The 26,618-nt window shown below is 56.4% G+C and carries 25 protein-coding genes and 2 tRNA genes (1 of these 27 cut by a window edge); 20 read left to right on the forward strand and 7 right to left on the reverse strand.

Annotated elements, in window-relative coordinates; translation table 11 throughout:
* Nucleotides 1-23: 23 nt before the first annotated feature.
* The 3 genes from QZ305_RS05485 to QZ305_RS05495 all read right to left on the reverse strand — a co-directional run bounded on the left by QZ305_RS05485 (nucleotide 24) and on the right by QZ305_RS05495 (nucleotide 3,547).
* Nucleotides 24-1,109 (reverse strand): hypothetical protein, encoded by a 1,086-nt coding sequence (locus QZ305_RS05485; RefSeq protein ID WP_294730684.1) that lies wholly within the window; start codon nucleotides 1,107-1,109, stop codon nucleotides 24-26.
* A gap of 212 nt (nucleotides 1,110-1,321) precedes the next feature.
* Nucleotides 1,322-2,992, reverse strand: coding sequence for a putative glycoside hydrolase (locus QZ305_RS05490; RefSeq protein ID WP_294730685.1), 1,671 nt, complete (start codon nucleotides 2,990-2,992; stop codon nucleotides 1,322-1,324).
* A gap of 45 nt (nucleotides 2,993-3,037) precedes the next feature.
* Nucleotides 3,038-3,547: an HAD domain-containing protein gene (locus tag QZ305_RS05495; protein ID WP_294730686.1), complete on the reverse strand. Its 510-nt coding sequence runs from the start codon at nucleotides 3,545-3,547 to the stop codon at nucleotides 3,038-3,040.
* Nucleotides 3,548-3,651: 104 nt separating this feature from the next.
* Between QZ305_RS05495 and QZ305_RS05500 the strand changes: the two genes are divergently transcribed.
* The 12 genes from QZ305_RS05500 to asnS all read left to right on the forward strand — a co-directional run bounded on the left by QZ305_RS05500 (nucleotide 3,652) and on the right by asnS (nucleotide 13,611).
* The gene (locus tag QZ305_RS05500) at nucleotides 3,652-4,965 is read left to right on the forward strand and encodes a TrkH family potassium uptake protein (RefSeq protein ID WP_294730688.1); all 1,314 of its coding nucleotides are present in this window, start codon (nucleotides 3,652-3,654) and stop codon (nucleotides 4,963-4,965) included.
* A 35-nt stretch (nucleotides 4,966-5,000) separates the two neighbouring features.
* On the forward strand, nucleotides 5,001-5,675 hold the full coding sequence (locus tag QZ305_RS05505; protein ID WP_294730689.1) for a TrkA family potassium uptake protein: 675 nt from the start codon (nucleotides 5,001-5,003) through the stop codon (nucleotides 5,673-5,675).
* Between the two features lie 206 nt (nucleotides 5,676-5,881).
* Nucleotides 5,882-6,745, forward strand: coding sequence for an RNase adapter RapZ (rapZ, locus tag QZ305_RS05510; RefSeq protein WP_294730691.1), 864 nt, complete (start codon nucleotides 5,882-5,884; stop codon nucleotides 6,743-6,745).
* Nucleotides 6,742-7,692 (forward strand): gluconeogenesis factor YvcK family protein, encoded by a 951-nt coding sequence (gene yvcK / locus QZ305_RS05515; RefSeq protein ID WP_294730692.1) that lies wholly within the window; start codon nucleotides 6,742-6,744, stop codon nucleotides 7,690-7,692. Before rapZ ends, yvcK begins: the two co-directional genes overlap by 4 nt.
* A complete protein-coding gene (gene whiA, locus QZ305_RS05520) occupies nucleotides 7,689-8,657 on the forward strand; it encodes a DNA-binding protein WhiA (RefSeq protein WP_294730693.1) in 969 nt (322 codons plus the stop codon). The genes yvcK and whiA overlap by 4 nt, the downstream gene beginning before the upstream one ends.
* Nucleotides 8,635-9,201, forward strand: a complete 567-nt coding sequence (locus tag QZ305_RS05525; protein WP_294730696.1) for a hypothetical protein — start codon at nucleotides 8,635-8,637, stop codon at nucleotides 9,199-9,201. The genes whiA and QZ305_RS05525 overlap by 23 nt, the downstream gene beginning before the upstream one ends.
* Entirely contained in the window at nucleotides 9,198-9,959 is a 762-nt protein-coding gene (locus QZ305_RS05530; protein WP_294730698.1) for a ZIP family metal transporter, read from the forward strand. Before QZ305_RS05525 ends, QZ305_RS05530 begins: the two co-directional genes overlap by 4 nt.
* A gap of 20 nt (nucleotides 9,960-9,979) precedes the next feature.
* On the forward strand, nucleotides 9,980-10,339 hold the full coding sequence (locus QZ305_RS05535; protein WP_294730701.1) for a NusG domain II-containing protein: 360 nt from the start codon (nucleotides 9,980-9,982) through the stop codon (nucleotides 10,337-10,339).
* On the forward strand, nucleotides 10,336-10,857 hold the full coding sequence (locus tag QZ305_RS05540) for a Gx transporter family protein (RefSeq protein ID WP_294730704.1): 522 nt from the start codon (nucleotides 10,336-10,338) through the stop codon (nucleotides 10,855-10,857). The genes QZ305_RS05535 and QZ305_RS05540 overlap by 4 nt, the downstream gene beginning before the upstream one ends.
* 3 nt (nucleotides 10,858-10,860) lie before the next feature.
* The gene (locus tag QZ305_RS05545) at nucleotides 10,861-11,517 is read left to right on the forward strand and encodes a hypothetical protein (RefSeq protein WP_294730706.1); all 657 of its coding nucleotides are present in this window, start codon (nucleotides 10,861-10,863) and stop codon (nucleotides 11,515-11,517) included.
* Between the two features lie 69 nt (nucleotides 11,518-11,586).
* On the forward strand, nucleotides 11,587-12,231 hold the full coding sequence (locus tag QZ305_RS05550; protein ID WP_294730707.1) for a redox-sensing transcriptional repressor Rex: 645 nt from the start codon (nucleotides 11,587-11,589) through the stop codon (nucleotides 12,229-12,231).
* A gap of 21 nt (nucleotides 12,232-12,252) precedes the next feature.
* On the forward strand, nucleotides 12,253-13,611 hold the full coding sequence (gene asnS, locus QZ305_RS05555) for an asparagine--tRNA ligase (RefSeq protein WP_294730710.1): 1,359 nt from the start codon (nucleotides 12,253-12,255) through the stop codon (nucleotides 13,609-13,611).
* Between the two features lie 144 nt (nucleotides 13,612-13,755).
* Here the strand turns inward: asnS and QZ305_RS05560 are convergent, their stop codons facing one another.
* Nucleotides 13,756-14,754, reverse strand: a complete 999-nt coding sequence (locus QZ305_RS05560; RefSeq protein ID WP_294730711.1) for a hypothetical protein — start codon at nucleotides 14,752-14,754, stop codon at nucleotides 13,756-13,758.
* Nucleotides 14,755-14,992: 238 nt separating this feature from the next.
* Complete coding sequence (locus QZ305_RS05565; protein WP_294730712.1) at nucleotides 14,993-15,595, reverse strand: TetR/AcrR family transcriptional regulator; 603 nt, start codon at nucleotides 15,593-15,595, stop codon at nucleotides 14,993-14,995.
* A 134-nt stretch (nucleotides 15,596-15,729) separates the two neighbouring features.
* Here QZ305_RS05565 and QZ305_RS05570 point away from each other — a divergent pair, with 134 nt between their 5' ends.
* The 4 genes from QZ305_RS05570 to QZ305_RS05585 all read left to right on the forward strand — a co-directional run bounded on the left by QZ305_RS05570 (nucleotide 15,730) and on the right by QZ305_RS05585 (nucleotide 23,940).
* Nucleotides 15,730-17,832, forward strand: coding sequence for an RND family transporter (locus QZ305_RS05570; RefSeq protein WP_294730713.1), 2,103 nt, complete (start codon nucleotides 15,730-15,732; stop codon nucleotides 17,830-17,832).
* A 61-nt stretch (nucleotides 17,833-17,893) separates the two neighbouring features.
* Entirely contained in the window at nucleotides 17,894-20,392 is a 2,499-nt protein-coding gene (locus QZ305_RS05575; protein WP_294730714.1) for a hypothetical protein, read from the forward strand.
* 183 nt (nucleotides 20,393-20,575) lie between these two features.
* Nucleotides 20,576-22,027, forward strand: a complete 1,452-nt coding sequence (locus tag QZ305_RS05580) for an N-acetylmuramoyl-L-alanine amidase (RefSeq protein WP_294730715.1) — start codon at nucleotides 20,576-20,578, stop codon at nucleotides 22,025-22,027.
* Between the two features lie 44 nt (nucleotides 22,028-22,071).
* Nucleotides 22,072-23,940: an ABC-F family ATP-binding cassette domain-containing protein gene (locus QZ305_RS05585; protein ID WP_294730716.1), complete on the forward strand. Its 1,869-nt coding sequence runs from the start codon at nucleotides 22,072-22,074 to the stop codon at nucleotides 23,938-23,940.
* 110 nt (nucleotides 23,941-24,050) lie between these two features.
* On the opposite strand, the gene QZ305_RS05590 is transcribed toward QZ305_RS05585, so the two are convergent.
* Nucleotides 24,051-24,323 carry a GIY-YIG nuclease family protein gene (locus tag QZ305_RS05590; RefSeq protein ID WP_294730717.1) on the reverse strand — a complete coding sequence of 91 codons (273 nt, stop codon included), beginning with the start codon at nucleotides 24,321-24,323 and terminating at the stop codon, nucleotides 24,051-24,053.
* Between the two features lie 28 nt (nucleotides 24,324-24,351).
* Nucleotides 24,352-24,978 carry a signal peptidase I gene (gene lepB, locus QZ305_RS05595; RefSeq protein ID WP_294730718.1) on the reverse strand — a complete coding sequence of 209 codons (627 nt, stop codon included), beginning with the start codon at nucleotides 24,976-24,978 and terminating at the stop codon, nucleotides 24,352-24,354.
* 136 nt (nucleotides 24,979-25,114) lie between these two features.
* Between lepB and QZ305_RS05600 the strand changes: the two genes are divergently transcribed.
* From QZ305_RS05600 to QZ305_RS05615, 4 genes are all read left to right on the forward strand, one after another.
* Complete coding sequence (locus QZ305_RS05600) at nucleotides 25,115-25,528, forward strand: hypothetical protein (protein WP_294730719.1); 414 nt, start codon at nucleotides 25,115-25,117, stop codon at nucleotides 25,526-25,528.
* Nucleotides 25,529-25,667: 139 nt separating this feature from the next.
* Nucleotides 25,668-26,375: a C39 family peptidase gene (locus tag QZ305_RS05605; protein ID WP_294730720.1), complete on the forward strand. Its 708-nt coding sequence runs from the start codon at nucleotides 25,668-25,670 to the stop codon at nucleotides 26,373-26,375.
* Nucleotides 26,376-26,481: 106 nt separating this feature from the next.
* A tRNA-Gln gene (locus QZ305_RS05610) sits at nucleotides 26,482-26,557 on the forward strand.
* Nucleotides 26,558-26,564: 7 nt separating this feature from the next.
* Nucleotides 26,565-26,618: transfer RNA gene (locus tag QZ305_RS05615), tRNA-Gln, on the forward strand; it runs 122 nt beyond the window's last position.

The raw sequence follows: 26,618 nt of genomic DNA on the forward strand, positions 1-26,618 counted from the left end.
TTCTGACAGGGGATGCCGCAGTCTCAGTCGGTGTAATCCTCGTCTTCAGGCTCCAGATCCGGCAGATCGGTATCATCCAGTCCGAAGCCCGGGCTCTGGCGGTGCTGCGGATCCCGGATGGCTTTGCCCATGAGAACCGGGGAGATCACGGCTCCGATCAGACCATACCGGATGATGTCCAGCAGAATGAAAAGGATGAACACCCGGTCCGGATACAGGCCGGTATCGTGGTAGGCCATCAGCCGGGTGGCAAACCAGGCGGAGAAGAGAACTTCTGCGCCGATGACCCCCCAGATCACGCGGCGGCATCCTTTCTGGGAGTAGTAGAGGAAGAAGACCGGGATCGTCCAGACAAAGGCGGTGAAAATGCACAGCAGGAACATATCCCGGGTGGCGAACACACTGCGCATATCCAGACTGGAGAACCAGCCCTGGAACATCTGCACGAAAATCGGGAACACCACCAGTTCGCCGTAGATGCAGATTCCCAGGCGTACGGAAACCTGGGGCCAGGTCAGAGGCTTTTCGGCTTTTTCCTCCGGTTCCGGGGCAGACTGTGTCCGGGCAGGCTGTGCTGCCGGCCGGACAGCGGTCATGCTGGCCGGTTCGGCACTGCGGGTGATGGTCTGTGCCCGGACGGCCCTGGCATCCTCGAGAGGATCATCGTCATAGACTTCCAGAATGTGGTCGTAGTACACGCGGGCCCAGCGGTTCTGGTGGAAATACAGTCCGGTCTGCATGAGGATGGCCAGTTTGATGAACAGGCAGAACATCCAGGTGAAATACACAAAGATGTGGGTCCAGTCTTTCATCATGGCCTGGACCGGGATCCAGAAGGTTGCCACTTCCAGAAGGTACATGACCCAGTACAGCCAGCGGATCCATTTCTGGCCGGTGGAGAGGCCGAGAAAGAGCAGCAGCCAGAGGAAGATTTCTGTGAGGGAGACGAGTATGAAGGTCTGGTGAAGACCGGTTTCCGCGAATTTCAGGAAATCCAGGTTCAGGACCAGATCGGTGCCGATTACGAAGACACAGACCAGCAGGAAATAAAAGATCAGGTGCCATACAACGTGGTTGCGGGCTTTCCGGTATATTTTTCTGTCATCCATACTCCAAAGCATAGCACAAATGAGTATCCGGGCTGTGGAGAAATCCGGGCGGAGGGATGGATGTGGGATTTGTGCATATGGGGAATACGCTGCTGTGCACGTCAGCTGCATGGATGGCAGGAATCAGTACAGATGCCGCTTCCCCCTGACATGACAAAACCGCAGACACTGCCATCCGGCCGAATGACGGGAGCGTCTGCGGTTTTATGGTTTTATCCGGTTTTGTCTGTCTGCCCCTTCTGCGGGGCGGCCGGGTTCACGGTGGTTTTCATGCCTTCCACGCGGGGTTCCACGATGTCGACATCACCGTTGCTGCACCAGATCAGCCAGCTGTCAAAGCCGGTTTCCTCCACAGCCCGGATCTGATCCTGCACATCCTGGGCGGTATTGGCGTATCCCTGCAGCCAGGGCCGGTACTGGGTGTCGTCTGCATAGACAGACTGCGCAATCTGGGAGTAGCGTTTCAGCATTTCGCCCTGCTGCGTGGCGGGATATTCCACGCCCAGGGAACCGCTGGCAAAGTGGTCCGGGTAGGGCATGGGGGAGACATAGTCTGCGGCAATGCACAGTCCGGGTACATACTGTCCCAGGTCCTGGTCGTCCATGGCGGTAAGCACCTGCGCAAAGACGTCCACAGACAGATAGGCGTTGTGCTCATGGACCCGGTCCCGTACGTACTGCGTGAAATGCTGAATGGCCGAGGCCTTGCTTTCATCGTAGGTATTGTGCAGTTCCGTCAATCCCTGGAGCTGAGCCAGCCCTTCCGGGAATCTGGTGTAGTCCAGCTGCACTTCGTTGAAGATATCCGCGGCTTCCGCGCAGATGTCACCGTTGTATTCCCAGGCTTTCCGGGAATAGGGCGATGCCCAGGTGCTCTGGGCGATTTCCAGCAGCTGCCCGTCCGTTGTCTGAATCGCTTCTTCCGGGTAGGCGGCTGCAAAGACCGGGTCCTTGAAGGCGGAGACCCGTCCGATCATGTAGAATCCCGCATCCTGGAACCGTTTCACCAGCTGTTTCAGCTGATCCAGGGAGAGTCCGGAATAGCCGGAATCCACCCATTTCGCAGCGGCGGGGGATTCGTACTCCACCAGACCGCCTTCGTTTTTCAGTTCCACCACCAGTGCATTCAGGTCGGTTCTGTCTTTCAGGGAAAGATAATACCCGGGATCTGCCGCAAGCTGTTCCAGCGTCACATGCAGTCCCCGGACATCCTCTTTCCGGGGATTGTCCGCAAAGTCCACCGGCTGCACCGGTTTCCAGTCTTCCTGTGTCACGAAGGCATCCGTGGAGTAGCCTTCACCATAGGCGGCGTTCCAGTATTCGGAAACCGCCACGTTGGGTTCATCCCAGGCATGGACCGACTCGGCGTCCGGCTCCACATACTGCCCGGGGATCCAGTAGGTTTTCCCGTCCCGGACCACTTCATACCAGTTCACCATCCCCGTTTCCGGATCCAGATCCTGCACACTGGCGGACACGACTTCAAGTTCTTCCCCTTTTTCAGCCGCGACCTGACTGAGCGTGCCATCTTTCGTTTCCCGCAGTTCCGTGCGTGTCCGCACGAAAACCGAAGGCACTTTCACACAGTCGGCGTAGTCATCCGCCAGACTGGCTGTGGGCACCTCCAGGGTTTTTCCCTCATACTCCACCTGGGACATCCGTGGTCCGCGCTTTTTCAGCCGCACCCCGGTTCCCCGGACCAGTGTATATGTATCTTCCCGGATCTCCCCGTTTTCCAGCGTGGGCACCTGGACTTCCAGGGTGTTGCCGGCCGGAGCAATGTAGACCGTGGGATAGACCTGGGTTGCCAGTATCCCGGCAGCCAGGAGGATGAAGGACAGGAAAAGAAAGAGCAGGATGAGCATCCTCCGCTTCTTTTTCATATGGTTCACCGGTTCAATCGTAACAAAAAAAGACGCAGAATGCGCCTAATGACCGTATATTTTGAATAATCGGCGGACTTTTTTCGCACAGGCTTCGTCAAAAACCGTATCCGGAACCACGCTTCTGACCCCGAAATCATGCCGCATGTTCATGTCATCCACAACGGCGAATTCCGTGACACCCAGATCTTCCAGAGAGGAACGGATGACATCCGGGCGGCTGAGTCCTGCAGGGGCGCAGCCCAGCATGAATTCTCCCAGGCCCACAATGGCAAGCACCGCCCGGAGTTCCCTGGGTGAAAACACATTGCGCCAGGAGCTGGTCACCACAATCCCTGCGCTGCATTCCAGGCAGATGTCCCGGATCAGAGAGCAGGCAGCGGCATCGAAACTATGCACCACTTCATTGACCAGCACCGGGTCCAGTGAAGCGATGGCAGCGCATTCGCGTTCCAGAGCCAGGCGTTTTCCCAGCCCGGGATCCAGTTCAAAGTCCGGCAGCGGCTGGCGCCTGGCCAGCACTCCGTCAATGTCCAGATACAGAATCGGTCCCATTTCATCACCTTCTTTGGGAATTATCTGAAAAATCCAGGCCCAAGGCAAGAGCAAACGGCCTGGGTTTGAGTATAATACTGTGCGAAAGGCAGGTGAATCCTGTGATGATGCACAGACTCAAACGGCTGGTGAGGGACCTGACGCCTTCCCGGGTCCTGTCTCTGGGATTCCTGGGCGTGATCCTGACCGGCGGCATTCTGCTGGCGCTTCCTGTCTCCTGGAATCCGGGACAGCATGTCAGGTTTCTGGATGCGCTGTTTGTTTCCTGCAGTGCGGTCTGCGTGACCGGACTGACCACGGTTCCCTGCGGAGATTCCTTCAATCTGTTCGGGCGGACGGTACTGGGGACACTGATCCAGATCGGCGGTCTGGGCGTGGCGGCGCTGTCGGTCATGATCACGCTGCTGATGGGCCGGAAAATCGGGCTGAAAGCCCGGCAGGTGCTGTCAGCCGCCATGAATTTCTCCGGTGTGGGGGGACTGATCAATTTTCTGAAGATCCTGCTCCGTTTCACGCTGATATTCGAGCTGTCCGGCACCATCCTGTGCTTTTTTGTGTTCGTGCAGGATTATCCGCCGCTGCAGGCAGCGGGGTATGCGCTGTTTCATTCGGTTTCGGCTTTCAACAATGCCGGATTTGATGTCTTCGGCGGCTATGACTCCCTGCTACACTATGCCCACAACGTGCCGCTGAATCTGATCACCATGGCACTGGTCATCATTGGCGGATTCGGCTTTTTCGCCATGTGGGACATGGGACACTGCCGGTTCAAGTGGAAGAAGTTCACGCTGAACACCAAAGTTGTCACGGTCATGACTGTGCTCCTTCTGGTGCTGGGCACGGCGTTTCTGTACTGGACCACAAATCAGACGCTGCTGGAGGCGGCATTTCAGTCCGTCATCGCCCGGACGGCGGGATTCAACACTTATCCGCTGTCCAACTACACAGAAGCTGCTCTGCTGATTTTCACCGTGCTGATGTTCATTGGCGCCAACCCCGGCGGTACCGGTGGCGGCATCAAGACCACGACGTTTTTCGCGGTAGCCATGAAAGCCATCTCCAGCACAATGCGGGGTGACCGGGATGAAGTGTTCTACCGCAAAATCCCGAATGTGGTCTTCACGCAGGCTCTGACGGTTTTCTTCTATGGACTGACTGTGATTACTGTGAGCACGATTCTGATCCTGGCGTTTGAACAGGATCTGTCACTGTCGGCGGTTCTGGTGGAGGTCACCAGTGCGTTTGCGACCGTGGGCAGTACGGTGGGCATCACCCCGGGACTCTGCTCTGCCAGCAAGATCGTGCTCATGATCTGCATGTTCATCGGCCGGCTGGGTCCGCTGACCATTGCCACGGTTCTGGCGTTCAAGGGCAAGAGCGAAGCGCATTTCACGGAAGAAACCATCATGATCGGCTGAGAATGGCCGGATGTTTTACAGGAGAATCAACGAATATGAGAAGAACCCCACAGGACGCAGCCTTTGCGATCATCGGCCTGGGCCGCTTCGGCATGGCTGTTGCCGACAAGCTGTCGGAATACGGATATTCCATCATCTGCTGTGACCGGGACGCAGAAAAAGTCCGGGAAGCCAGAAATCTGACTCCTTTTGCCTATGTGGTGGAACACATGTCCAAGGAGAGTCTGGATGAAATCGGCGTCCGGAACTGCGACTGCGGCATTGTCTGCATCGGATCGGCTTTCGATGTCTCAATCCTGACCACGATGTACCTTACGGAGCTGGGGCTGAAGAAGGTCATTGCCAAGGCAAACTCCGAGGATCAGGCCAAGATCCTGCGGCAGATGGGCGCCATGACGGTGCAGCCGGAGAAGGATTCCGGGACACGGCTGGCGGACCGGCTGATGTACAATGACCAGATCGAGTGCTTCACGCTGGATGGGGAGACCCAGATCCACACTCTGAAAGTTCCTGCCAGTCTGGTGGGACAAAGCGTGGCCCAGGTGGATTCCCGGGCGCGGTACGGCATCAACATCATCGCCATCCGGCATGACAATGACATCATGACCAATTTCGATCCCGACTACCGTTTCCGGGCAGGAGACAAGCTGTCGATCATCGGCAGCAAACGGGATATCGAGCGGTTTGAAGACATGAATTCCGATGAATGACCAGAAACCGGGATGCAGGCTGCAGGAAAAGCGTGCATCCCGGTTCTTTGCGAAAGGGCAGCTGTATGGACCCGGAACTGGTGACATTCGGCTGCCGGATGACAAAAACCCGGCAGGGCAGTCAGGACTGGCAGGTTTCCGGGACGGAACCGGTCCTGATCCCGACGACCCTCATGATACAATGTGGACCAAAGGGGGTATGCTGCATGAATGAGAACCTCGTGCTGGTCACCGGCATGTCCGGAGCTGGAAAAAGCTCTGCGATGAATGCCCTGGAGGACCTGGGCTACTGCTGCATTGACAATTTTCCCCGGGAACTGCTTCCGCAGCTTCAGGAACTTCTGGAGAAGGAACAGGACCGGTACAAGAACATCGCCCTGTCGGTATCGGCGGCGGATTATACAAGTTTTGTGAACTACTTCGACAACATTGCCCGGGAGCTGCAGATCATCTTTCTGGACTGCTCCGACGAAGAGCTGCTGCTGCGCTACCGCTTTACCCGCCGGCAGCATCCGATGATTGCCTCCGGGCAGGCCACAACGCTGGAAGACGCCATTGAAATGGAACGGCTGTCCTTTGACCAGATCCTGGCCAACATGAACAACACGCTGCATGTGGACACCACCAAGCTCTCCAGCCAGGCACTGATCAACCGCATCCGGCACCGGTTCAAGTCCACGGACAAGCCGGAATTCACAGTGACGTTCCAGTCCTTCGGCTTCAAGCATGGAATGCCCATGGATGCGGACATGGTGCTGGATGTCCGGTTTCTGCCCAATCCCTTCTACGAACCGAGTCTGCGGAACAAAACCGGCAATGACAAGGAAGTCTACGACTATGTCATGGAGTCCCAGGACACGCAGGAATACATTCAGCGCACGGCTCAGATGCTGGATTATGTGCTGGATCAGTACAACCGGCAGAACAAGTCCAACATGATCATCAGCGTGGGGTGCACCGGCGGTCAGCACCGGTCGGTGTCCATCGCCAACTGGCTGCATGACCGGTACAAGGACAAATACCGCTGCTTCAAGACCCACCGGGATGTGGAAGGCGGAGAAAACGGATGAAGAAAATCGTGGTGCTGGGGGGCGGAACGGGGCTGTCCAGCATGCTGGCGGGCATGAAAAAGATACCGGATGCCCAGGTCACGGCCATTGTCACTGTGGCGGATGACGGGGGCAGCACCGGCAGGATCCGGAATGCCTACAACGTACCGGCCATGGGAGACATCCGTCATGTGCTCACCGCCATGGCGCAGACCGAGAACGCCGGGATCCTGCAGCAGCTGATGAACTACCGCTTCGAAGGACAGGAAGATGTGGGAGGACACTCTCTGGGCAACCTGATTTTCCTGGCCATGATGGACATCACCGGGTCCTTCATGGGCGCCATTGAATCCCTGTCCCGGGTGATGGGTGTGCGGGGAACGATACTGCCCTGCACGCTGGATGTGGCCACTCTGTATGCCCTCATGGCGGATGGAACGCTGGTGCGGGGAGAAAAAAACATCCCGACCCGGGACAACGCCATTGAACATGTGTACTATCAGCAGGATGTGCAGCCGTATACACAGGCTCTGGAAGCCCTGCGTGAGGCGGATCTGATCATTTACGGAATCGGCAGTCTGTATACCAGTGTCATTCCCAATCTGATCATTCCCGGGATACCGGAAGCCATTTACGACAATCCCTGCCCGAAAATCTACTTCTGCAATGCCATGAGTCAGCCCGGAGAAACCGACGGGTATTCCATGGAAGATCATGTGCGGGCGCTGGAAAAGCACAGTTTCAAGAACCCGGCGGATCTGGTGGTCATCAACGATGCCACGCTGCCGGCGGACGTACTGGCACGCTACGCGGCCATGGGCAGTCATCCCGTGGTATCCGACGGCTCCGATCAGAGCTATGAAGTCTGGCGGCGGCAGCTGACCACCCTCTCCGACAGCGGGCGGGTGCGGCATGATCCTGAAGCCGTGCGGCAGGCGGTGCAGGAAATTCTGGAGGAACTGGATTGAGTTTTACGTATGATGTGAAGCAGGAAATTTCCGGCGCCCAGCTGGATGACCGGCAGGCAAGAGCCCAGCTGGCAGCTCTGCTGCTGGTCAAGGCCACACTGCATATGAACAGCCATGGGACCTATCTGTCGTTTCAGGTGGAAAACGCCAGCGTGGCCAAACACGTCTGGCTGCTGGTCAAGAGGCTGTACACGGTGGAGCCCAGGCTGGCGGTGCTGCGGAAAATGCGCCTGAAGAAAAACAACATTTACCGGATCGTGATCGAGCAGGGAGCGTCCCGGATTCTGGAGGATCTGGGGATCCTGGATGACAGGGGACTGCATGTGAAGCCGGACTATGATCTGATCCGGTCGGAAAAAAACGCCCGTGCCTTTCTGCAGGGGTGCTTTCTGGCCTCCGGCTCGGTGAACAGCCCCCGGACCGCCAATTATCATCTGGAAATCTCCGTCAGCCACCAGGAACTGGCGGAAAGCATACGCCGGATCATGGACCGCTTTTTCCTCTCTGCCAGGATCACCGAACGCAAAAGTCTCTGGGTGGTCTATATCAAAGCCGGGGACAAAATCGGGGATTTTCTGCGGCTGATCGATGCCTCCAATGCGCTGCTGCAGTTTGAAGACCAGCGCATATCCCGGGATTTCTACAACCAGATGCGGCGGCTGGACAACTGTGAACTGGCCAATGAAATGAAGAGCCTCAAGGCAGCCCGAAGCCAGGTGGAAGCCATTGAGCGGATTGAGACGATGATGTCGCCGGAGCAGATTCCGCAGAAGATCCGGGATGCGATGGAAATCCGCAAGCAGCATCCGGAAGCAAGTCTGGCGGAACTCTGCGATGAGATCTACAAAGCCACCGGGGAAATCATCTCCAAATCCGGGATGAAGCACCGGATGACCAGGATCCGGGAGATGGCAGCGGCTCTGGGACAGGACAGGAGGCCCAATGAAACAGACAGGCAGGCGTAGGCACGCAACACATCTGAGCATGGCTGCTGGCCTGGGACTGGCGGGTCTGCTGCTGACCGGGTGTTCGGGACAGGTGGAACTGCGAAAGCACACCTTCACCATTGAGCTGGGACAGGATGTGTATGCCAATCCCGCCCTGTATGCGGATGAAGGCCAGCAGGGCCTGGAACACATGACAGTGTCCCCCGTCAGCAACGGCGTCGCCCGGAAGGACAACCGGTTTGTGTCCCGGGGCTATGAGTATCTGATGGTGGGAGAATATGACTTTGTGCTGGAAAACGGCGGATCGAAGACACCTTTTGTGATCAAAATCAAGGATACACGGCCCCCTACGGTGATTTCCGAAGTCACCGAACTGGATGCCACAGTGGGACAGCGGATAGACTGGAGCACGGTGTTTCCCGCCACGGATATCTCCGGCATCAGCTATGAGGCGCCTTTTGACACCACCGCCACCCCCGGCGACCATGACATTACGGTGAAGATTTCCGACCGGTTCGGCAATGCGGTGGAAAAACCGGTGAAAGTGAAGGTATCAGGATGAACAGCGGTGTGTGGATGGGTCTGATCCTGCCTCTGGCAGGGACGGTGCTAGGCAGCGCGGCGGTCTTCGTGCTCCGGGGCGCCATTCCGGAAAAAACGGAGAAAGCCATGTTGGGATTTGCGGCGGGTGTCATGACAGCCGCTTCGATTTTTTCCCTGATTCTGCCCGCCATGGAACAGTCCGGGTGGCTGCCTGCCGCTGCGGGCTTCCTGCTGGGAATCGGCTTTCTGCTGCTGCTGGATGAACTGGTGCCGCATGTCCATGTGATGTCCCAGGAAGCGGAAGGGCTGCCGGTACCCTGGAAACGCACCACCAAGCTGTTCTTTGCCATCACGCTGCACAATCTGCCGGAGGGCATGGCTGTGGGTGTGGTCCTGGCGGGTCTGCTGGATGGCAGCACGGTGATGAGCACCTCCGCGGCGCTGGCTCTCTGTCTGGGCATTGCCCTGCAGAATGTGCCGGAAGGAGCAGTTCTTTCCATGCCCCTGCATGCGGAGGGCATGCCGAAAACCAGAGCCTTCGGTTTCGGTGCGCTGTCCGGCGTGATCGAACCTGTGGGCGCTGGACTGACAATTCTGTGCCGGCAGTGGATCCTGCCGTTTCTGCCCTGGCTGCTGGCTTTTGCCGCCGGCGCCATGCTGTATGTGGTGGTGGAGGAGCTGGTCCCTCAGTCTCAGAACGGGAAGCATTCCAACATCGGCACGGTGGCGTTTGCCCTGGGGTTTGCGGCGATGATGGTGCTGGATTCCGCATTGTAGAAACGGTAAGGTGAGACTCTATGACAAAATGGGACAAAATCCTGATTGTCTGCCTGATGGCGGCCAGCGTCCTGCTGATTGTGCCCATTCTGCAGGGACAGCCGGTTCCCAGTCAGGCGGTGGTCAGTGTGCGCAATGAAGAGAAACTGCGGCTGAATCTGGCACAGAACGGATCGTATTCCGTGAAGGGCACGCTGGGACCGGTGAACATCGAAGTGCAGGATGGATCGGTCCGGGTGACGCAGGAAAACAGTCCGCATCATTACTGCTCCCGGCAGGGATGGGTGAACAGCACAGCGGTGCCCATTGTCTGTCTGCCCAATGAAACGGTGATCCGGATCCAGGGAGAATCCGGATCCGAGGACACGGTGATCCAGTGAAGACCCGGCGCGCTGTGATTCTCGCCTTTCTCGTGACAGCGGGCATTCTGCTGCAGCTGCTGGAAAGCTTTGTGCCGGTTGTCATGCTGGTGCCCGGGTACAAAATCGGGCTGGCCAATATCGCCGGGCTGTTCGCCCTGTACGCCTACGGCACCCGGGATATGGTGATTGTGACAGTCTGCCGGATTTTTCTGGCGGGACTGCTGACCGGTACGCTCTTTTCCGTGGGCTTTCTTCTGTCCATATCCGGTGCCGTCCTGGCTTTGAGTGCGATGGCTCTTGCCAGAAAGAGCGGACTGTTTTCCATCTACGGTGTCAGCGTGGCCGGCGCAGCGGCGCATTCTGTGGGGCAGGTGCTGGCTGTGACGGCGATTTACCAGCAGTACTTCATGCAGATGTTTCTGCCGGTGCTGCTGGCGCTGTCCATTGTCAGCGGTCTGCTGATAGCGCTGGTCACCGAACGGCTGCTGATCCGCATGCGGCATGTCATTGGCCGGACGCAGCCAGGGAGGAACTGATTCATGGCAGACAGATTTTACGGCCGGCTCCGGCAGCTGGAGCGGGATTCGAAAAATGAAATGACCATTCTGTCGGATTCCCGGTCCAGTCTGGACCAGCTGACAGAAGCCATGGCGGGACAGGAGCTGTCCCTGAACGATTATCTGACGCTGCTGCGGCTGACCGGGCAGAACTACGAACGGTACAGCATGCCGCCTTCCGCCCAGAAATATGTCTTCATGCGGATGCAGTCGGTGCTGAACCTGGGCAAAGAGAAATGGAAGCGGCGGCAGTATCCGCTGCTGACAGACACAGAGGTTCCGCTTCAGCCGGAAATCGAAGCCTATCTGCAGCAGCAGCGGCCCCTCTGGCGTGATCTGCTGCTGCATTATCAGCGGATCCTGGTGGTGACAGATCTGGTTCTGTTCCTGGTGATACTGCCGCTGCTGGTATTTGTGGTGAAGTTCTCCTTTCTCTGGTCACTGATTGTCTCCCTGCTGATCTGGGCGGGACTGGCAGTGTATTTTCAGCTGTTTCTGTCAGAAACCATGGCCCAGGAATATCTGGCTTCGCATTCAGCGAAAATCGGAGACTCTCTGCGGATCTTCGAGCAGTATTTTGTCAGTGCCGGGCTGCCTTCCAGAAAGAAACACAGGACTGAAAACGGCGAAAATTCCTGAAACCTTGTTAGGTTTTAGATTGTTTTCACATTCGCAAGCGCTCTGTGGTATGATGGTCCCGGTGATGTTATGCGTACAAATACCGTGCCGAAAGCCACGCTTCAGCGCTATCCCGTTTATTTGAAAGCGCTGCGCAGGCTGCAGAAGAACGGAGTCAAAAGAATCATGTCCCGGGAGCTTTCCAGTTTTGTGGATATCGAGCCGACCACCATCCGGCGCGATTTTTCTTTTCTGGGCAATCTGGGCAAACAGGGATATGGATATGATGTGGACAAGCTCATTGACATCTTCAACCAGCAGCTGGGCGGAGATTTTGATGAGAAGCTGATCCTGGTGGGAGCCGGCAACCTGGGCCGGGCCCTGCTGAACTACAATAAATGGGATCATGTGGTGGGAGAGGTGGCCTGCGCCTTTGATGTGGATCCCGCCAAGCAGGGAAGCCAGTTCGGTGTCAATGTCTGGAGCATGGACGAACTGGAGGAAAAAATGCCCAAAGGGTGCCGCATTGCCATCCTGACGATTTCCCATGACGTGCAGGCGACGGTGGACCGGCTGGTGAAAGCCGGGATCACGGGCATTGTGGACTTCACTCACCAGCACTTCAAGGTGCCCCGGGGAGTGGTGATCAAAAGCATTGATGTGGTCTCCAGCATTCAGGAACTGGTGTTCATTACCAATTCCATGAATGAGCCCGCAGGAAAACAGCATGGTTAGACAGAAGAAGGAGTGACTAGAATGCTTGCAGTGAAACTCAAAGATACCTTTCAGGAGCTGGACGGTCAGAAGGTGACCTTGCAGGGATGGGTCCGGACCAACCGTGGATCCAAGAAAGCCGGCTTCATCGAACTCAACGACGGCAGTACATTTTCCAATGTGCAGGTCGTGTACAAGCCGGAGCAGACCGCGGATTACGAAACGGTTTCGAAAATCACCCTGGGCAGCGCCATTGAAGTCACCGGCACGCTGAAAGCCACTCCGGGCGCCAAACAGCCCTATGAGATTCAGGCGGATGCCGTCGAGGTGCTGGGTGCCGGAGATCACGATTATCCTCTGCAGAAAAAACGTCATACCTTCGAGTATCTGCGGACGATTCCCAGTGTGAGACCCCGGGCCAACACCTATTACGCCATGTTCCGGCTGCGCAGTGTGCTGTCCATGGCGATTCACCGGTTTTTCCAGGATAGGGGATTTGTGTATGTGCACACACCTGTGATCACCGGCAATGATGCGGAAGGCGCCGGAGAGTGCTTTACCGTCACAACCCGGACGGATGACAAATATGATCAGGATTTCTTCGGCCGGCATGCGCAGCTGACTGTATCCGGTCAGCTTCACGTGGAGCCTTTTGCCCTGACCTACCGGAATGTCTACACCTTCGGGCCCACATTCCGGGCAGAGAACTCCAACACCACCCGCCATGCCAGCGAATTCTGGATGATCGAACCGGAGATGGCCTTTGCGGATCTCTCCGACAACATGGATGTGGTGGAAGACATGATCAAGTACTGCATCAACTATGTGCTGGAGAACGCGCCGGAGGAAATGGCATTCTTCGAGAAAGCCATTGACAAAGACTGCATCCGCCGTGTCAGGGAAGTGGCGGATTCCGATTTCAAGCGCATGACCTACACGGAAGCCATCGGACATCTGGAAAAGGCGAAGGACCAGTTCGAAAACCAGGATATTTTCTGGGGCATGGATCTGCAGAGCGAACATGAGCGCTACATCTGCGAGCAGGTGGTGAAGGGGCCGGTGTTCCTGACGGACTATCCGAAGGAAATCAAGGCTTTCTACATGCGGGAAAACGAAGACGGCAAAACCGTGGCGGCCTGCGATCTGCTGGTTCCCTATGTGGGCGAACTGGTGGGCGGCAGTCAGCGTGAAGAGCGCTATGATGTGCTGAAACGGAAAATGGATGATCTGGGCATGAACGAAGGCAGTCTGGACTGGTATCTGGATCTGCGCCGCTTTGGTGGATGCAAACATTCCGGTTTCGGACTTGGGTTCGACCGGATGCTGATGTATCTTTCCGGGGTTCAGAACATCCGTGATGTGCAGCCTTATCCGCGTACACCGAGAAACCTCATCAACTGAGCAGGACAAATCAAAAAGCCGGCAGCTTTCCGCAGGGAAGCTGCCGGCTTCTGTACAAAGAAAGCTCCTTTTCACGGAAATGCCGCTGGAAAAGGAGCTTTTTTCAGGTTTTCATACCGGGGGATTGGATGCCGCCAGAAAAAATCAGCCGGTGATGAGGCTGAATTCCCTGTACAGCCGGTTCAGCGTCTGCGGATTGTCCAGGGCAGCCAGGAACTCTTCTGTTCTGTCCGCTGTGACCATCATCTGTTTCAGCTGGCTGATCCGCTGTTTCGATTCTGCCTGACCCTGCTGGATGCCCCGCTCGATTCCCTGCAGTTCTCCAGCCCGTTTGCCTTTTTCATATACACCCTGCCCCAGATTGCACATATCCAGCACCTCCTCTTCCACATCCTGTACCGTCGGTATCCCGTAGTCCTCCAGAATACCGAGTCGGTCCACTACGCTCATTGCAGTCGAAAACAACCCGCGGAGTAAATTCCACACCGGCTCTTCTCCGGGCTCCGGCTTTGATTCCTCGTTGAATCCCAGGATCACTGCCTGCACCAGCTCCGCCTTTCCCCACATGTCAGGTTCGCCTGTCGTTTTCTCCGTCAGATTATAGGCTGTGATTGTGTTCCTGTTCTGGCCCGCCACGATCCAGATGCTGCATACCGGCATCAGCCGGTCATAGTCTTGCGCCACATACTCCCGGTCTGTCTGACTGGCAATCAGTTCTCCCAGACAGGAAACAGCCCGGGGCAGCAGTTCATAGTTCTTCGGCTTGTCCTTCTGTATCTCGATGTTGATCAGGATCTCTCTGGCTCCCGCCGGCAGCTGCACCCTGAACAGGATATCGAAACGGATCCCCTTGCTTTCATCTGCCGGCTGGTCCTGGCGATGTCTGAGTTTTTCCCGGTATTCGGTGTTCAGGCCACGGATCTTCAGATCCGGGTGCAGGATTTTCGTGGAGATGCGGATATCCGGATCGATCATGGTCACAATCTGCCCGGCAGGATATGGCTTCAGTTCCGGCAGCACCTGCTTCAGAAAAGCCGCCAGCACCCGGCGGTAGCCGAGAAGCCGTTTGGCGTGATCGTCATAGAGGGCCTGCTGGTCACTGTCCGACAGGTCCAGGGCAATGCTGGTTTTCCGTTGTGTCATCGGTCTCCCCTTTCATCTGTGGGACCAGTATAAAGGAGACTGAACATTATTTCGATATTATTTTAGTATATGAAGTATTTGTGAAACTGTATGAACTTTATCTTGCGGTTTCCAGCGCTGATGGCGGCAAATGGGCTGGATATTGTGCCTGATCATGCCGAATCCGGATCCGATGCTCTGACAGCCTCATCAGACAGCTGACAAAAGGGTGAACCGGCTTCCTTCAGGAAGACACGGTTCACCCTTTTCCGCTTTGCAGAATGGCCCGGATGGCATTGTACAGCACCGGTTTCATCTCGGTCATGGAACAGGGCTTGCTGTCAATCAGGCAGGAATAACAGGTGCCGGAAGCCAGTTCCACCACCAGAAAGAGGGTTTTGTACGGTGTTTCCAGACGCCAGCCATAGTCTGCCGCCAGATCCAGAAACCGGGGATAGAGCTGGAAATCATTTTCCTGCATCAGTCCGCTGATGTTGTCGTGAATGACCGCAAATGTCAGGGAACGACGGATGAATTTCAGCAGGGCAGCCCGGGCTTCCAGCTGATTGACCACATGGTCGATCATGAACACCACTGCATCTTCGAAGGTGGGCTGCGGTGTCAGCCGCAGGGCTGTATTTGCCTGTTCGAACAGCCGTGTGGCTTCCCGGGAAATGATCAGATCCCGCAGCTGTTCCTTGTCGTGAAAGTACAGATAGAACGTTCCCTTGGCCACGCCGGCCTGCCGGGCAATCTCTTCCACAGATACATTCTGCAGCCCGGATTCTGTAAAGAGCTGACCGGCAGCTTCCACGAGACGCTCCATTTTCAGTTTCTTGTTTTCCTGGATTTTGGATTTCATACCCACAGAGTACGCCGAAAGGTATAATGACTTCCAGTCATTTTTTCGTACAAAAACGGAAAAATGACCGGTGGGCAGAAATTGACCGACAGTCATTCCAGGAATAGACTGATGGGCGTACGCAAGGAGGCGTTATGGAAAAACTATCCCAGTTCATCGTGAAGCACAGAAACGCGATCCTTCTTGTCGCCGTGCTTCTGCTGATCCCCAGTATATTTGGATATCTCAATACCCGGGTCAATTACGACCTGCTCTCCTACCTTCCCAAGGATACGGAAAGCATGAAGGCACAGGATGTCCTGGGGGATGATTTCAATCTTTCCAGCGTGGATATGCTGGTGGTCAACGGCATGCCGGAAAAGGATGTGGCGAAGCTCAAGGAGCAGATTCAGGACATCGACGGTGTGGACAAAGTCATCTGGCGGGATTCTGTTCTGGATCTGTCCGTGCCCAGGGAAGCCATTCCCGACAGCATTCAGGACATGCTCTACAGCGGCGATTCCACCATGCTGATCATCACCTTCAAGGAACCCACAGCCAGTGACCGCACCATGGAAGCCATCGCCAGAATCAAGCAGTACTCTCAGATGGACTGCTGGCTGGCAGGGTTCTCCGCCATCACGGAGGACACAAAGGATCTGGTGACAACCGAGACGCCAGTCTATTCTGCGATTGCCGTGCTTCTGTGTCTGGTGGTTCTCTGCCTGGGACTGGAATCCTGGGTGGCGCCCTTTGTCTTCCTGCTGGGCATTGCCTTCCCGATCATCTACAACATGGGTACCAACGTGTTCATGGGTGAGATTTCCTACATCACCAAGTCCCTGGCTCTGATCCTGCAGCTGGCGGTCACCATGGATTACTCCATCTTCCTGCTTCACAGATATCAGGAGGAAAAAGGAAAGCCGGGTGTGACCAATGAACAGGCAATGGCAGATGCCATCCAGGCCACATTTGTGTCCATCACCTCTTCTTCCATCACCACCATTGCCGGCTTTCTGGCGCTGTGTTTCATGAGTCTGACCCTGGGCAAGGACATCGGTCTGGTCATGGCCAAGGGCGTTGTGCTTGGCGTGGCCTGTACGGTGCTGATTCTGCCGGCCCTGATCATGTTCTTCGACAAATGGATCGAGAAGTGGAAACACCCGGTTCTGATCCGTCCTGTGAAGAAAGCGCCTGTCTTTGTCACGAAGCACTACAAGGGAATCATCCTTGCTTTCATTCTTCTGTTCATCCCGGCAATCTATGCCCAGGCAAATGTATCTCAGTACTATGACCTGACAGCCACGCTGCCGGAGGATATGGCCAGCGTGCAGGGAACCACGCAGATGAAGGACAAGTTTGACATGAACACCACCCACTTTGTGCTGGTGGATGACAAACGGTCTTCCCGGGACATGCAGGACATGATCAGTCAGATGGAGGATGTGCCGGGTGTCACCAACGTGCTGGCGTATGAGAAGTACATCGGACCCGGGGTTCCGGATACATTCGAACCGGCTCAGATCGAAGACATCCTTCACAACGGCGGCCGGCGGCTGGTTGTGGTCAACAGCGAATACCGCGGGGCCACGGATGAGGAAAACGAACAGCTGGACACACTGCGGGATATCCTGCACAAATACGACAAGAACGGCATGATCGGCGGGGAAGGCGCGCTGGATGAAGATCTGATCAAAGTCACCAACGTGGACTTCCAGATGGTCAACATCGTATCCGTGATCGCCATCCTGGCCATCATCGCCGTGACCTTCAAGTCTCTGTCACTGCCCTTCATTCTGGTGCTGGCCATTGAGTTCGCCATCTGCGTGAACATGGGCATTCCCTTCTTCACGCACACCACACTGCCCTTTATCGCCAGCATTGTCATTGGCACGATTCAGCTGGGCGCCTGCATCGACTATGCGATTCTGATCACTTCCCGGTTCAAGGAAGAACTGGCCAGAGGTGAAACCCCTGTCCGGGCGATCCAGATCAGCGTCCAGCGCAGCAGCACATCGATCATTACCAGCGGGCTTTCCTTCTTTGCAGCCTGCACCGGTGTGGCGCTGATTGCGAAAATGGACATGATTGCCAGCCTCTGCACGCTGCTGGGGCGCGGGGCGCTGATCAGTGTCCTGGTCATTCTCTTCATTCTTCCGGCGCTGCTGCTGGCCTGCAGCGGGCTGATTTCGAAAACCACCATCGGCTGGCCGAAGCCGGCTGGCAAAGCCGCTGCCGATGGACAGACACAGGCGTAATGCCCTCAGGGACAGGAAAGGGTCCAGGTCAGTATTTATGAAAAAAGACAGCAAACTGAACATGAGCAGACACTATATTCAGAAAATCGGCTCCGCCATTCTGGCGGCGACCATGGCAGCGGGCATGATGCCTGCCCGGATCCTGGCGGCGGGTCAGGATGAAAATCCCACGGAGAAGACCGAAACGGTCTATACGGTTCTGAATCCGGATGGATCCGTGGACAGCACCATCGTGTCCGCCTGGCTGCACGATGACGACGGACTTCACAATGTGAAGGAAGACCTGCAGCTGAAAAACGTCGAAAATGTCAAAGGGGACGACAAGCCTTCCGTCTCCGGCAGCACCTATACCTGGAACAGCCAGGAAACGGACATCTGGTACAAAGGCGATGCCACCCGGCAGCTGCCGGTTGCCGTGAAGATTTCCTACAAGCTGGATGGCAAAGACATCAAACCGGAGCAGCTGGCGGGCAAAAGCGGGAAACTGGCGATCCGCATCAGCTTTACGAACAACGTCGGGCGGCAGGTGAACCTGAACGGCAAGACTGTCACGATTCATCCGTCTTTCCTGGCTGGGGGCATGATGGACATGGATGCGGAGAACTGCAAAAACGTCAAATGCAGTCAGGGCAAGATTGTTTCCGACGGCACCAATGAATTCCTGGCTTTTGCCGCGGTTCCCGGTCTGGAGGAAACCATGAAGGAAGCCGGTCTGTCGGATATGGCCAGCGATCTGGACATTTCCGATGACATTGAAATCACGGCAGATGTGAAGGACTATGATCCGGCGAGTCTCATGATGGCCATGACCAATGATCTGGATCTGGAAGAGATTCCGCAGCTTGGGTCCATCAGCGAGCTCACCGGCGGTGTGAAGCAGCTGTATGATGCGAGTCTGCAGCTGGAAGACGGTTCCCGGCAGCTGTACGAAGGGACTTCCCAGCTGAAAACCGGCATTGAACCGCTGAGTTCGGCTCTGCCCCAGATCACGCAGCTGGGGGATGCAGCCACGCAGCTGCACGATGGTTCATCCCGCCTGAAGGACGGGCTGCTGGCTTACACAGCCGGTGAAGAGCAGCTGGCTGCCGGCACAAAACAGCTGTATGGAATCACCGATGGCATTTCCCGGGTGCAGGGCAGCGTGTCCAGCACGGATGGCTCCATGATGACACTGAAAAAAGGCAGCGAGTCGCTGGCGGCAGGTCTGAAGCAGCTGGAGGGATCTGTCAGCGCCATGGATGCCAGCGGTGTCACCCAGCTTCTGTCCGGAGCCAGAACGCAGCTGGAAGCCATGCAGCAGACAGTGGACAGGGACCGGCAGGTGCTGGGCGGTCTGCAGTCTTCCATGTCTCAGGCAAATGCTTCCCTGGAACAGCTGGAGCAGGCGATGCCCCAGTTTGAAGCGGCTGCCAAAGACGCTGCGGCGCAGATGCAGACCATTTCCGCCACGATTGCGGAAGACAACAAAACCATCGCCGGCAGTCAGGCGCAGCTGGATGCGGCGAAGCAGACCGTGACAGCACAGCTGGATGCGGCGATTGCGGCACTGACCTCCGCCAAAACCGCCATCAGCGATGCAGCTGCAGCCACAAATGCCAGTACACAGCAGGCGGCGGATGCCACCAACGCTTCGATTCAGCAGGCCATCAGCGATGCCAACAGCGTGCTGCCTGCCGACAAACAGATCAGTACCGGCAGCCAGGCTGCTGCCAGCCAGGCTGTGGCGGACACCTCTGAAATTGATGCCCAGATTGCCGCACTGGAAGCAGCGAAGCAGGAGGTTGCGGGTGTGAAGGACCTCAGTTCCCTGAAGGAGCTGGACGGCACACAGCTGATGACAGACCTGCAGGGCATCCAGAGCATGCTGCAGCAGGTATCCGGGACCTTGACGCCCATGGCAGCACAGCTTGACGAAGCCGGCAAGGCGCTGGATGGACTGGATCAGGATCTGAGCTCTTCCATTCAGACGCTGGATGCCATGGAGCAGCAGATCCAGGGTGTGAAACTGCCGGAAAACCTGGACGCGCTGAAAGCCGGCGTGGCACAGCTTTCAGCCGGTGCTGATTCTCTGAACACCGGCGTCAGTGCCCTGGAAACGGGACTGGCCCAGCTGCAGACCCAGGCTGGTGCAGCCCTGGATCAGGTGAATGCCGGTGCAGATCAGCTCAGTGCCAACAATGAAGCACTGAAGCAGGGGGCTTCGGCTCTGGAAGCCGGCACCGGTCAGCTGGAAAGTCAGAAAGGCAAACTGTCCCAGCTGGGCAGCGGCCTCAGCGAGCTGACTTCCGCGGTGGATCAGCTCAACAGCGGCGCCAGCCAGCTGTATGATGGCAACCGCGAGTTTGTGCAGTCCGGCACGAAGAAACTCAATGACAGCGTAGGCATTGCGGCTCAGGATCTGGAAGTCTTCCGGGCACTGGCATCGGATGTCCGGAATCTGAATGCAGACTACGAAGTCTTTGCCGGCGCACCGGAAGGTGCTGAAACCCGGACCATGTATGTGTTCCGGACAGCGGATATCAAAAACGACGACAGCAGCGACGCAGAAAGCAGCAACTGACCGGATGCAGCTGCAGGGGAGGACCGGATGGTCCTCCTTTTTTGCGGCTGCCACCTCAGCCACGGATGATGCCCCGGCATTCAGCCGCAGGCTGACATCGGCCAGCGGAAACCGGCGGGGCACAGATGACACTCAGCCGTACCTTTTGTACCGGGAAGCGGAAATCACAGATATAATGGAACCATGCGAATTGAGAACAGACGGCCGGAGGGCCGGAGACATACACAATCAGGGAAAGTCCGAAGACGGAAAAAACGCCGTCTGTCGGCGTATGGCTGGGTGCTGCTGGTGATCCTGCTGGCACTTTGTGCAGTGGGGGGATACTGGTGGTTTACCAGGCCGGGTCCGGTGGAGAAACTGGATCTGACGGTGCTGGAGACCAGTGACAGGAAAGCGGTGAAGGAGGGCGTGCGGACGGATTTTTCCGAAGACGAGGTGTATCCTTTGCGGGATTACGCATTTCTGGGAGAAACCCTGACGCTGTATCAGAATCCCTATGATCCGGTGCAGACCGATCCGACTCTGGGAAAGAACGTGATGCTGCGCAATATTGTTACCGGAGAGGAATTCACGTATACCTTCGGAGGCGGGGGAGATCTGGGAATTCAGACCGGGGATCTGCCGGAGGGAGTCTATGAACTGTATCTGTATGAGCAGTACGACAGGAAGCGGCTGTATTTTGAGGAAGCGCTGCAGTCGCAGCCGCTGGAGGACATACGGCGGAATCAGCAGGTGAAATCCGTGGTGCTGGATGCCGGCAGGGATATCCTGGCGGATTATGATGTAGCGCTGGACCGCAACTATGCGTTTCTGGTGGTGACTGACCAGGTGCCCCGGGTGAAGACCGTGGATGTGGTGCTGGATCCCGGCGGGAACCTGTACAATGAGCTGACGGGTGTGACGGATACCGGTGCCGAGTATCAGGGTACGAATGAAGCGCAGCTGGCGATGGAGCTGGCGGATCTGGTGGCAGCCAGGCTGGAGGCAGCCGGGCTGAAGGTGTCCTATACCCGGGAAGATGATGACATTGCGGGGTATTACGGAGATGCAGGCCGGGCAGCGGCGGGATACAGCCGGCAGGGCAAGGTGTTCCTGTCTCTGGTGATGGCGGAAGATGGCGGGGCAAGACCCTGGTTTCTGACCAGTCCGTTTGTGTCCGGGAGCCTGCCTTCCAGAATGGCGTACAGCCTGCGGCAGCTGGGTGTCGAGCTGACGGACGTGAATGCCGATGCACCGGATGCGGCGGTGGGATATGATGCCCGGCAGCAGAATGAGGACTGGAGCTACAATCAGTTTTCGATGACGCCGGCGATCCGGGAAACCGGCGGCAAGATCACCTGGGCGGGACAGAGCGGTGTGATCACCGGCAATCAGATGTATCAGAACGCAGCGGGCATGTACCCGGTGCAGTTTGTGTTTGGGAATGCGGACAGCGAAGATTCCATGGCGTATTACCTGGCGCATAAGGAGCAGATTGCCGATGGACTGGCGCAGGGCATTCTGGATTACTATGGGATCGAGATGCCGGCCGGGGATGAGGATGCCCAGGCATACGGCGGGTCCACCGGAACGGCACAGCAGCCGGTTTCCGGGCAGAAAGCCGGGGAAGAGACGGAGAACACCGCAGAGAAATAAGCCCGCAGTCTGCGGGATGAAAACACGGAAATGAGGTGCAGGAGATGAAGCTGCAGATCAGCGACGGATACAAGAGCTTCGGCGCGTTTGATATTCTGGAAGGCGCCGGGCTGCAGGTGAAAGCCAGCGAGAAAATCGGGCTGGTGGGACGCAATGGAGCGGGAAAGACGACTTTGCTGAAGATCATGGCCGGGGAGGAAGATCTGGACAGAGGTCAGGTCATTGTGCCAAAGGACATCCGGGTGGGGACGCTGAGTCAGATCACCTTCGGAGATCTGGGGAAAACGGTCCATGAGGCGCTGCTGGAGGTGTTTGAACCGCTGAAGCAGCTGGAGCGCCAGATGGAGGATCTGACACAGGTGCTGGAGTCAGATCCCAGCCAGAGCAACCTGGAGAAATTCGACCGGCTCCAGACGGAATACCAGGCAAAGGGCGGCTATGAATACGAAAAGGAGCTGCAGACGGTGTTTCATCATTTCGGGTTTGCGCCGGAGGAACTGGAGAAGAGACTGTCTGAGTTCTCCAGCGGGCAGCGGACACGGATCGGACTGGTGAAACTGCTGCTGTCCAAGCCGGATGTGCTGCTGCTGGATGAGCCCACCAACCATCTGGACATTGACTCCATTGAATGGCTGGAGGGGTATGTGAAGCGCTATCCCGGTGCGGTGGTCATTGTCAGCCACGACCGGATGTTTCTGGATCATGTGGTGGATGAAATTGCCGAGATTGAATTCGGAAAAGTCCGGGTGTGGCCGGGCAGTTACACGCAGTTTGTGAAGGCGAAGGAAGACTGGCTTCAGAAGAACCACGAGGCCTATATGCGGCAGCAGGAACAGATCCGGAACATGGAGGCGCTGATTGAGAAGTTCCGCTACAAGAAAAACAAAGCGGCGTTTGCCCAGAGCAAGATCAAACAGCTGGACCGGATGGAAAAAATCGAGGATTCCAGAAGCGACCGGAGCCGGATGAAAGCCCGGTTCACCGCCGGGAGACCCGGCGGCAGGCGGGTGCTGGAGACCGAACATCTGAAAGCCGGCTACGACAGTGTGCTGGCGGATGCCACGCTGACACTGATGAAAGGCGAACGGCTGGGGATCGTGGGTCCCAATGGCACGGGGAAATCCACATTCATGAAAACCATTGCCGGCAGGCTGGCTCCGCTGTCGGGAACCTTCCGCTGGGGGCACCAGATCGATCTGGGGTATTTTGATCAGGATACGGCGCAGGATACCGGGACGGGAACGGTGATCGATGAATTGTGGGATGTGGCACCGGATGCGACGCAGACGGAGATCCGCAGCACACTGGCAAGTTTTCTGTTCACGCAGGACGAAGTGTTCAAGGATGTCTCGGACATCTCAGGCGGCGAGCGGGTCAGGCTGGCGCTGGCAAAACTGATGCTGGCGCACGACAATGTGCTGCTGCTGGACGAGCCCACCAACCATCTGGATATTCCCGCCAGAGAGGCGCTGGAGGATTCTCTGAAGGATTATGACGGCACGGTGATTTTTGTGAGTCACGACCGGATGTTTCTGGACAAGTCCGCCACGAAGATTCTGGAGATCCGGGACGGGAAGACCACGCTGTATGATGGCAGCTATGCTCAGTATCTGGAAGGAGCGGCAGCGCCTGTGAAGGAAGAGGTCCGGGAAGAGAAAAAGCCTGAAGCCCGGGTTTCTTTCCAGGATCAGAAAGCTTTGAAGAACCGGATCCGCAAGCTGGAAGAGCTGATTGCCCGGGAAGAAGAGAAGCTGGAGACGATGCGGGAGCTGCGCTATGAGCCGGAGTATTATCAGGATTACCGGAAGATGGAGGAACTGGATGCGCAGATCGACGATCAGCACAATGTGATTGCCGGTCTGTACCGGGAGTGGGAGGAGAAACTGGCTCTGGCTGAAGAAGCGGAGGAGTGAGCTCTGCCGGCCGTTCTGTCATTCAGACATCACAATCATCAGCTGCAGGTGCCGGGCGACAGGCCCTGGCACAGTGCGGCATGCAGGAAAAAAGAGAAACCGGTTCACCCTCATGACCTGTGTTCAGTGTCGTGAGGATGGATCAGTTTCTCTTTCTGTTTTCTGGTCAGCTGCTTGATCTCCCATTCCCGGCGCATGGCTTCCTGCCTGGTGGAAAACCGCTCGGAATGGACGATCCGGACAGGGCGCCGGCTGCGGGTGTATCTGGCTCCTGTGCCGGCGTTGTGGGCAGCGATACGGCGGTCCAGGTCTTTGGTCCACCCAGTGTAGTAGCTGCCGTCGGCACACTGTACGATATATACAAAAGCCATGTCGTCGGGCATGGCTTTATCAGGGCAGAAACCGCCGGGTTTATGCATGGTAGCCAAAACGGGAGAAGGGAAATAGAACCATGAAGTCCTTGGCCAGGATGTCTTCTTTCTTCACCGGACCGGTTTCCCGGGAATCCATGGAAATCGGACGGTTGTCCCCCATCAGGAAGTATTCGTCTTCCTGCAGGGTCACGGGACCGAAGCTGTCGTTGAAGTAGCCGTTGGTGTTGTACCAGTCCTTCGCGAAGGATTCGTCCAGATAGGAGGATTCATCCAGCTTTTCCCCGTTGATATAGATTGTCTCATCTTTGCACTCGATGGTCTCGCCGGGCAGCCCGATGACCCGTTTGACGACGGAGTAGGTCTTGCCGTCTTCTTCGTTGACCATGTTGGCGGTTACGATATCGCCCCGTTCAATATCTTCCGTAGCCAGAGCCAGAACATTGGAGAATCCGCGGTCATCGGTCTGCAGGGTTGGATACATGCTGCGTCCGGAGACCACATTGGGTTTGATGACCAGGGAGGTGATCAGGATGATGACCACCGAGCAGATCAGAAACGTGCCGATGAAGCTCAGGATCTCTTCAAATATGGTTTTTTCGTCTTCTTCGTTGTATCTGTATTCTGTCTGATGTTTTACAATTCTTTTCTTTTTCTTTTTAGCCATGCCATGATTTTACCACGACTTTGCAATGGAAACAGAGTCAGTCTGCTCAGTATTCGGAGTCCTGGGAAAAAGGAGAGGAACGAAGGTGACAGAAAGAGAAAATTCACCCGACTTCACAAACACTTCATATCCTGAATTGTTATCGAGACAATATCCGGTCTTTGTTATACTGGTCTCACAGAAAGACAAACCGAAGAGCTGTGAACTGCTGCCCCGGGCTGTTTCCTGTCTGGGAGAACTGATTGCCAGTCAGACAGACCGGGAGCATGTGGAAGAGGAGGTGCTGGATATGTGCAATCTGGGGCAGGGTGTATATGAAAAAGGCAAACGGGCTGGAGAACTGCAGGGAATCAAGCAGGGCATTCAGCAGGGCATTGAACAGGGCCTTCAGCAGGGCATTGAACAGGGTCAGGCAGAATCGGAGCAGCGGATCAGTAGGCTCAAGCATTTGATGATCGAAGCAGACAGAACAGAAGAGTTCCTGGCTGCACTGGACGATCCGCAGACGCTGTCCCGGCTGTACAGGGAATTCGGCATCATCACCGGCTGAAGCGGACGCCGGCAGAATGAGCATGAAGGTGCGCACGAAAATCCGGAAACATCCCTGGGCCGCCGCTGTTTTCTGTACTGTTCTTCTCGGCGGCTGCAGGGCTGATATATCTTACAGACAGCAGTTCCCTCATTTGGATGTGTCTGACGGACTTGTCCAGGGGCTGCAGCATGCCGCCAGCCGGAATGGTTCAGACTATGCGCAGGATACATCCCCTGTTCAGCAGGAGGAACCGGCTCCGGATCCGGACACAGTCCCTGCCGTATCAGAGCAGTCTTCAGATGTGCAGCTGCAGGAAGTGATGCATCCGGTTTCCCGGTGCGTCCAGGAGACCGGCTGGTACTGTGGTCCGGCGGTGATGCAGATGCTGCTGAGCCACTATGGCATAGCCGCCTCCCAGCCGGATCTGGCCCGGCAGCTGCATACATCTCAGGTGACAGGAACAGAATATGCAGACATGGCTAGAGTCGCCAGCGTCCAGGTGTTCGGCAGGGAACCGGGCAATAATGGCGAACCGGGATTCCGGGCCTGGACTGGCACGGAAAATGCCATGACGCCACAGGACCAGGAACAGTTTCTGACAAGAGCAAACCGGGACCTGACAACCGGAGATGTCCTGTCTGCTGCCGTGGATGTGGGAACTCTGTATCCTGAACTGAACATCCGGGGTGCGCACGTGGTGCTGATCAACGGCGCACGCCAGGATGAAAATGGATACATCTGCCAGCTGCGGCTGGAAGATCCCTCCTATCTTGTGGATTATGGCACAGAAGAAGAACACTGGGTGGATACTGACCGGTTTCTGAATGCCATGAACCGCTGTCCCGAACCCGGATACATCTGGTAGAAACAGGAGAGAACCCATCTGCTTCATTGTCCGAAGGATAATTTCGCGATTTTTCAAATCTCTGCTTGCACCCGATGGCCTGCTGCGGTAAGATAAGTAGGCACATTGGGGTATAGCCAAGCGGTAAGGCAGCAGACTCTGAATCTGCCATTTCCGTGGTTCGAATCCACGTACCCCAGCCACTGTTTTTGGGGTATAGCCAAGCGGTAAGGCAGCAGACTCTGAATCTGCCATTTCCGTGGT

The organism is uncultured Faecalibaculum sp., assembly GCF_910588395.1.
In the GTDB taxonomy this organism is placed as follows: domain Bacteria; phylum Bacillota_I; class Bacilli_A; order Erysipelotrichales; family Erysipelotrichaceae; genus Faecalibaculum.

Bases quoted from the DNA above. Each gene is read 5' to 3' on its own strand.
- QZ305_RS05485 (WP_294730684.1), bottom strand. From the start codon at position 1,109: ATGGATGACAGAAAAATATACCGGAAAGCCCGCAACCACGTTGTATGG.
- lepB (WP_294730718.1), bottom strand. From the start codon at position 24,978: ATGGCTAAAAAGAAAAAGAAAAGAATTGTAAAACATCAGACAGAATAC.
- QZ305_RS05585 (WP_294730716.1), top strand. From the start codon at position 22,072: ATGAAGCTGCAGATCAGCGACGGATACAAGAGCTTCGGCGCGTTTGAT.
- QZ305_RS05500 (WP_294730688.1), top strand. From the start codon at position 3,652: ATGATGCACAGACTCAAACGGCTGGTGAGGGACCTGACGCCTTCCCGG.
- QZ305_RS05490 (WP_294730685.1), bottom strand. From the start codon at position 2,992: ATGAAAAAGAAGCGGAGGATGCTCATCCTGCTCTTTCTTTTCCTGTCC.
- QZ305_RS05560 (WP_294730711.1), bottom strand. From the start codon at position 14,754: ATGACACAACGGAAAACCAGCATTGCCCTGGACCTGTCGGACAGTGAC.
- yvcK (WP_294730692.1), top strand. From the start codon at position 6,742: ATGAAGAAAATCGTGGTGCTGGGGGGCGGAACGGGGCTGTCCAGCATG.
- rapZ (WP_294730691.1), top strand. From the start codon at position 5,882: ATGAATGAGAACCTCGTGCTGGTCACCGGCATGTCCGGAGCTGGAAAA.
- QZ305_RS05525 (WP_294730696.1), top strand. From the start codon at position 8,635: ATGAAACAGACAGGCAGGCGTAGGCACGCAACACATCTGAGCATGGCT.
- QZ305_RS05570 (WP_294730713.1), top strand. From the start codon at position 15,730: ATGGAAAAACTATCCCAGTTCATCGTGAAGCACAGAAACGCGATCCTT.
- QZ305_RS05565 (WP_294730712.1), bottom strand. From the start codon at position 15,595: ATGAAATCCAAAATCCAGGAAAACAAGAAACTGAAAATGGAGCGTCTC.
- QZ305_RS05535 (WP_294730701.1), top strand. From the start codon at position 9,980: ATGACAAAATGGGACAAAATCCTGATTGTCTGCCTGATGGCGGCCAGC.
- QZ305_RS05505 (WP_294730689.1), top strand. From the start codon at position 5,001: ATGAGAAGAACCCCACAGGACGCAGCCTTTGCGATCATCGGCCTGGGC.
- asnS (WP_294730710.1), top strand. From the start codon at position 12,253: ATGCTTGCAGTGAAACTCAAAGATACCTTTCAGGAGCTGGACGGTCAG.
- QZ305_RS05530 (WP_294730698.1), top strand. From the start codon at position 9,198: ATGAACAGCGGTGTGTGGATGGGTCTGATCCTGCCTCTGGCAGGGACG.
- QZ305_RS05545 (WP_294730706.1), top strand. From the start codon at position 10,861: ATGGCAGACAGATTTTACGGCCGGCTCCGGCAGCTGGAGCGGGATTCG.
- QZ305_RS05580 (WP_294730715.1), top strand. From the start codon at position 20,576: ATGCGAATTGAGAACAGACGGCCGGAGGGCCGGAGACATACACAATCA.
- QZ305_RS05575 (WP_294730714.1), top strand. From the start codon at position 17,894: ATGAGCAGACACTATATTCAGAAAATCGGCTCCGCCATTCTGGCGGCG.
- QZ305_RS05550 (WP_294730707.1), top strand. From the start codon at position 11,587: ATGCGTACAAATACCGTGCCGAAAGCCACGCTTCAGCGCTATCCCGTT.
- QZ305_RS05590 (WP_294730717.1), bottom strand. From the start codon at position 24,323: ATGCCCGACGACATGGCTTTTGTATATATCGTACAGTGTGCCGACGGC.
- QZ305_RS05495 (WP_294730686.1), bottom strand. From the start codon at position 3,547: ATGGGACCGATTCTGTATCTGGACATTGACGGAGTGCTGGCCAGGCGC.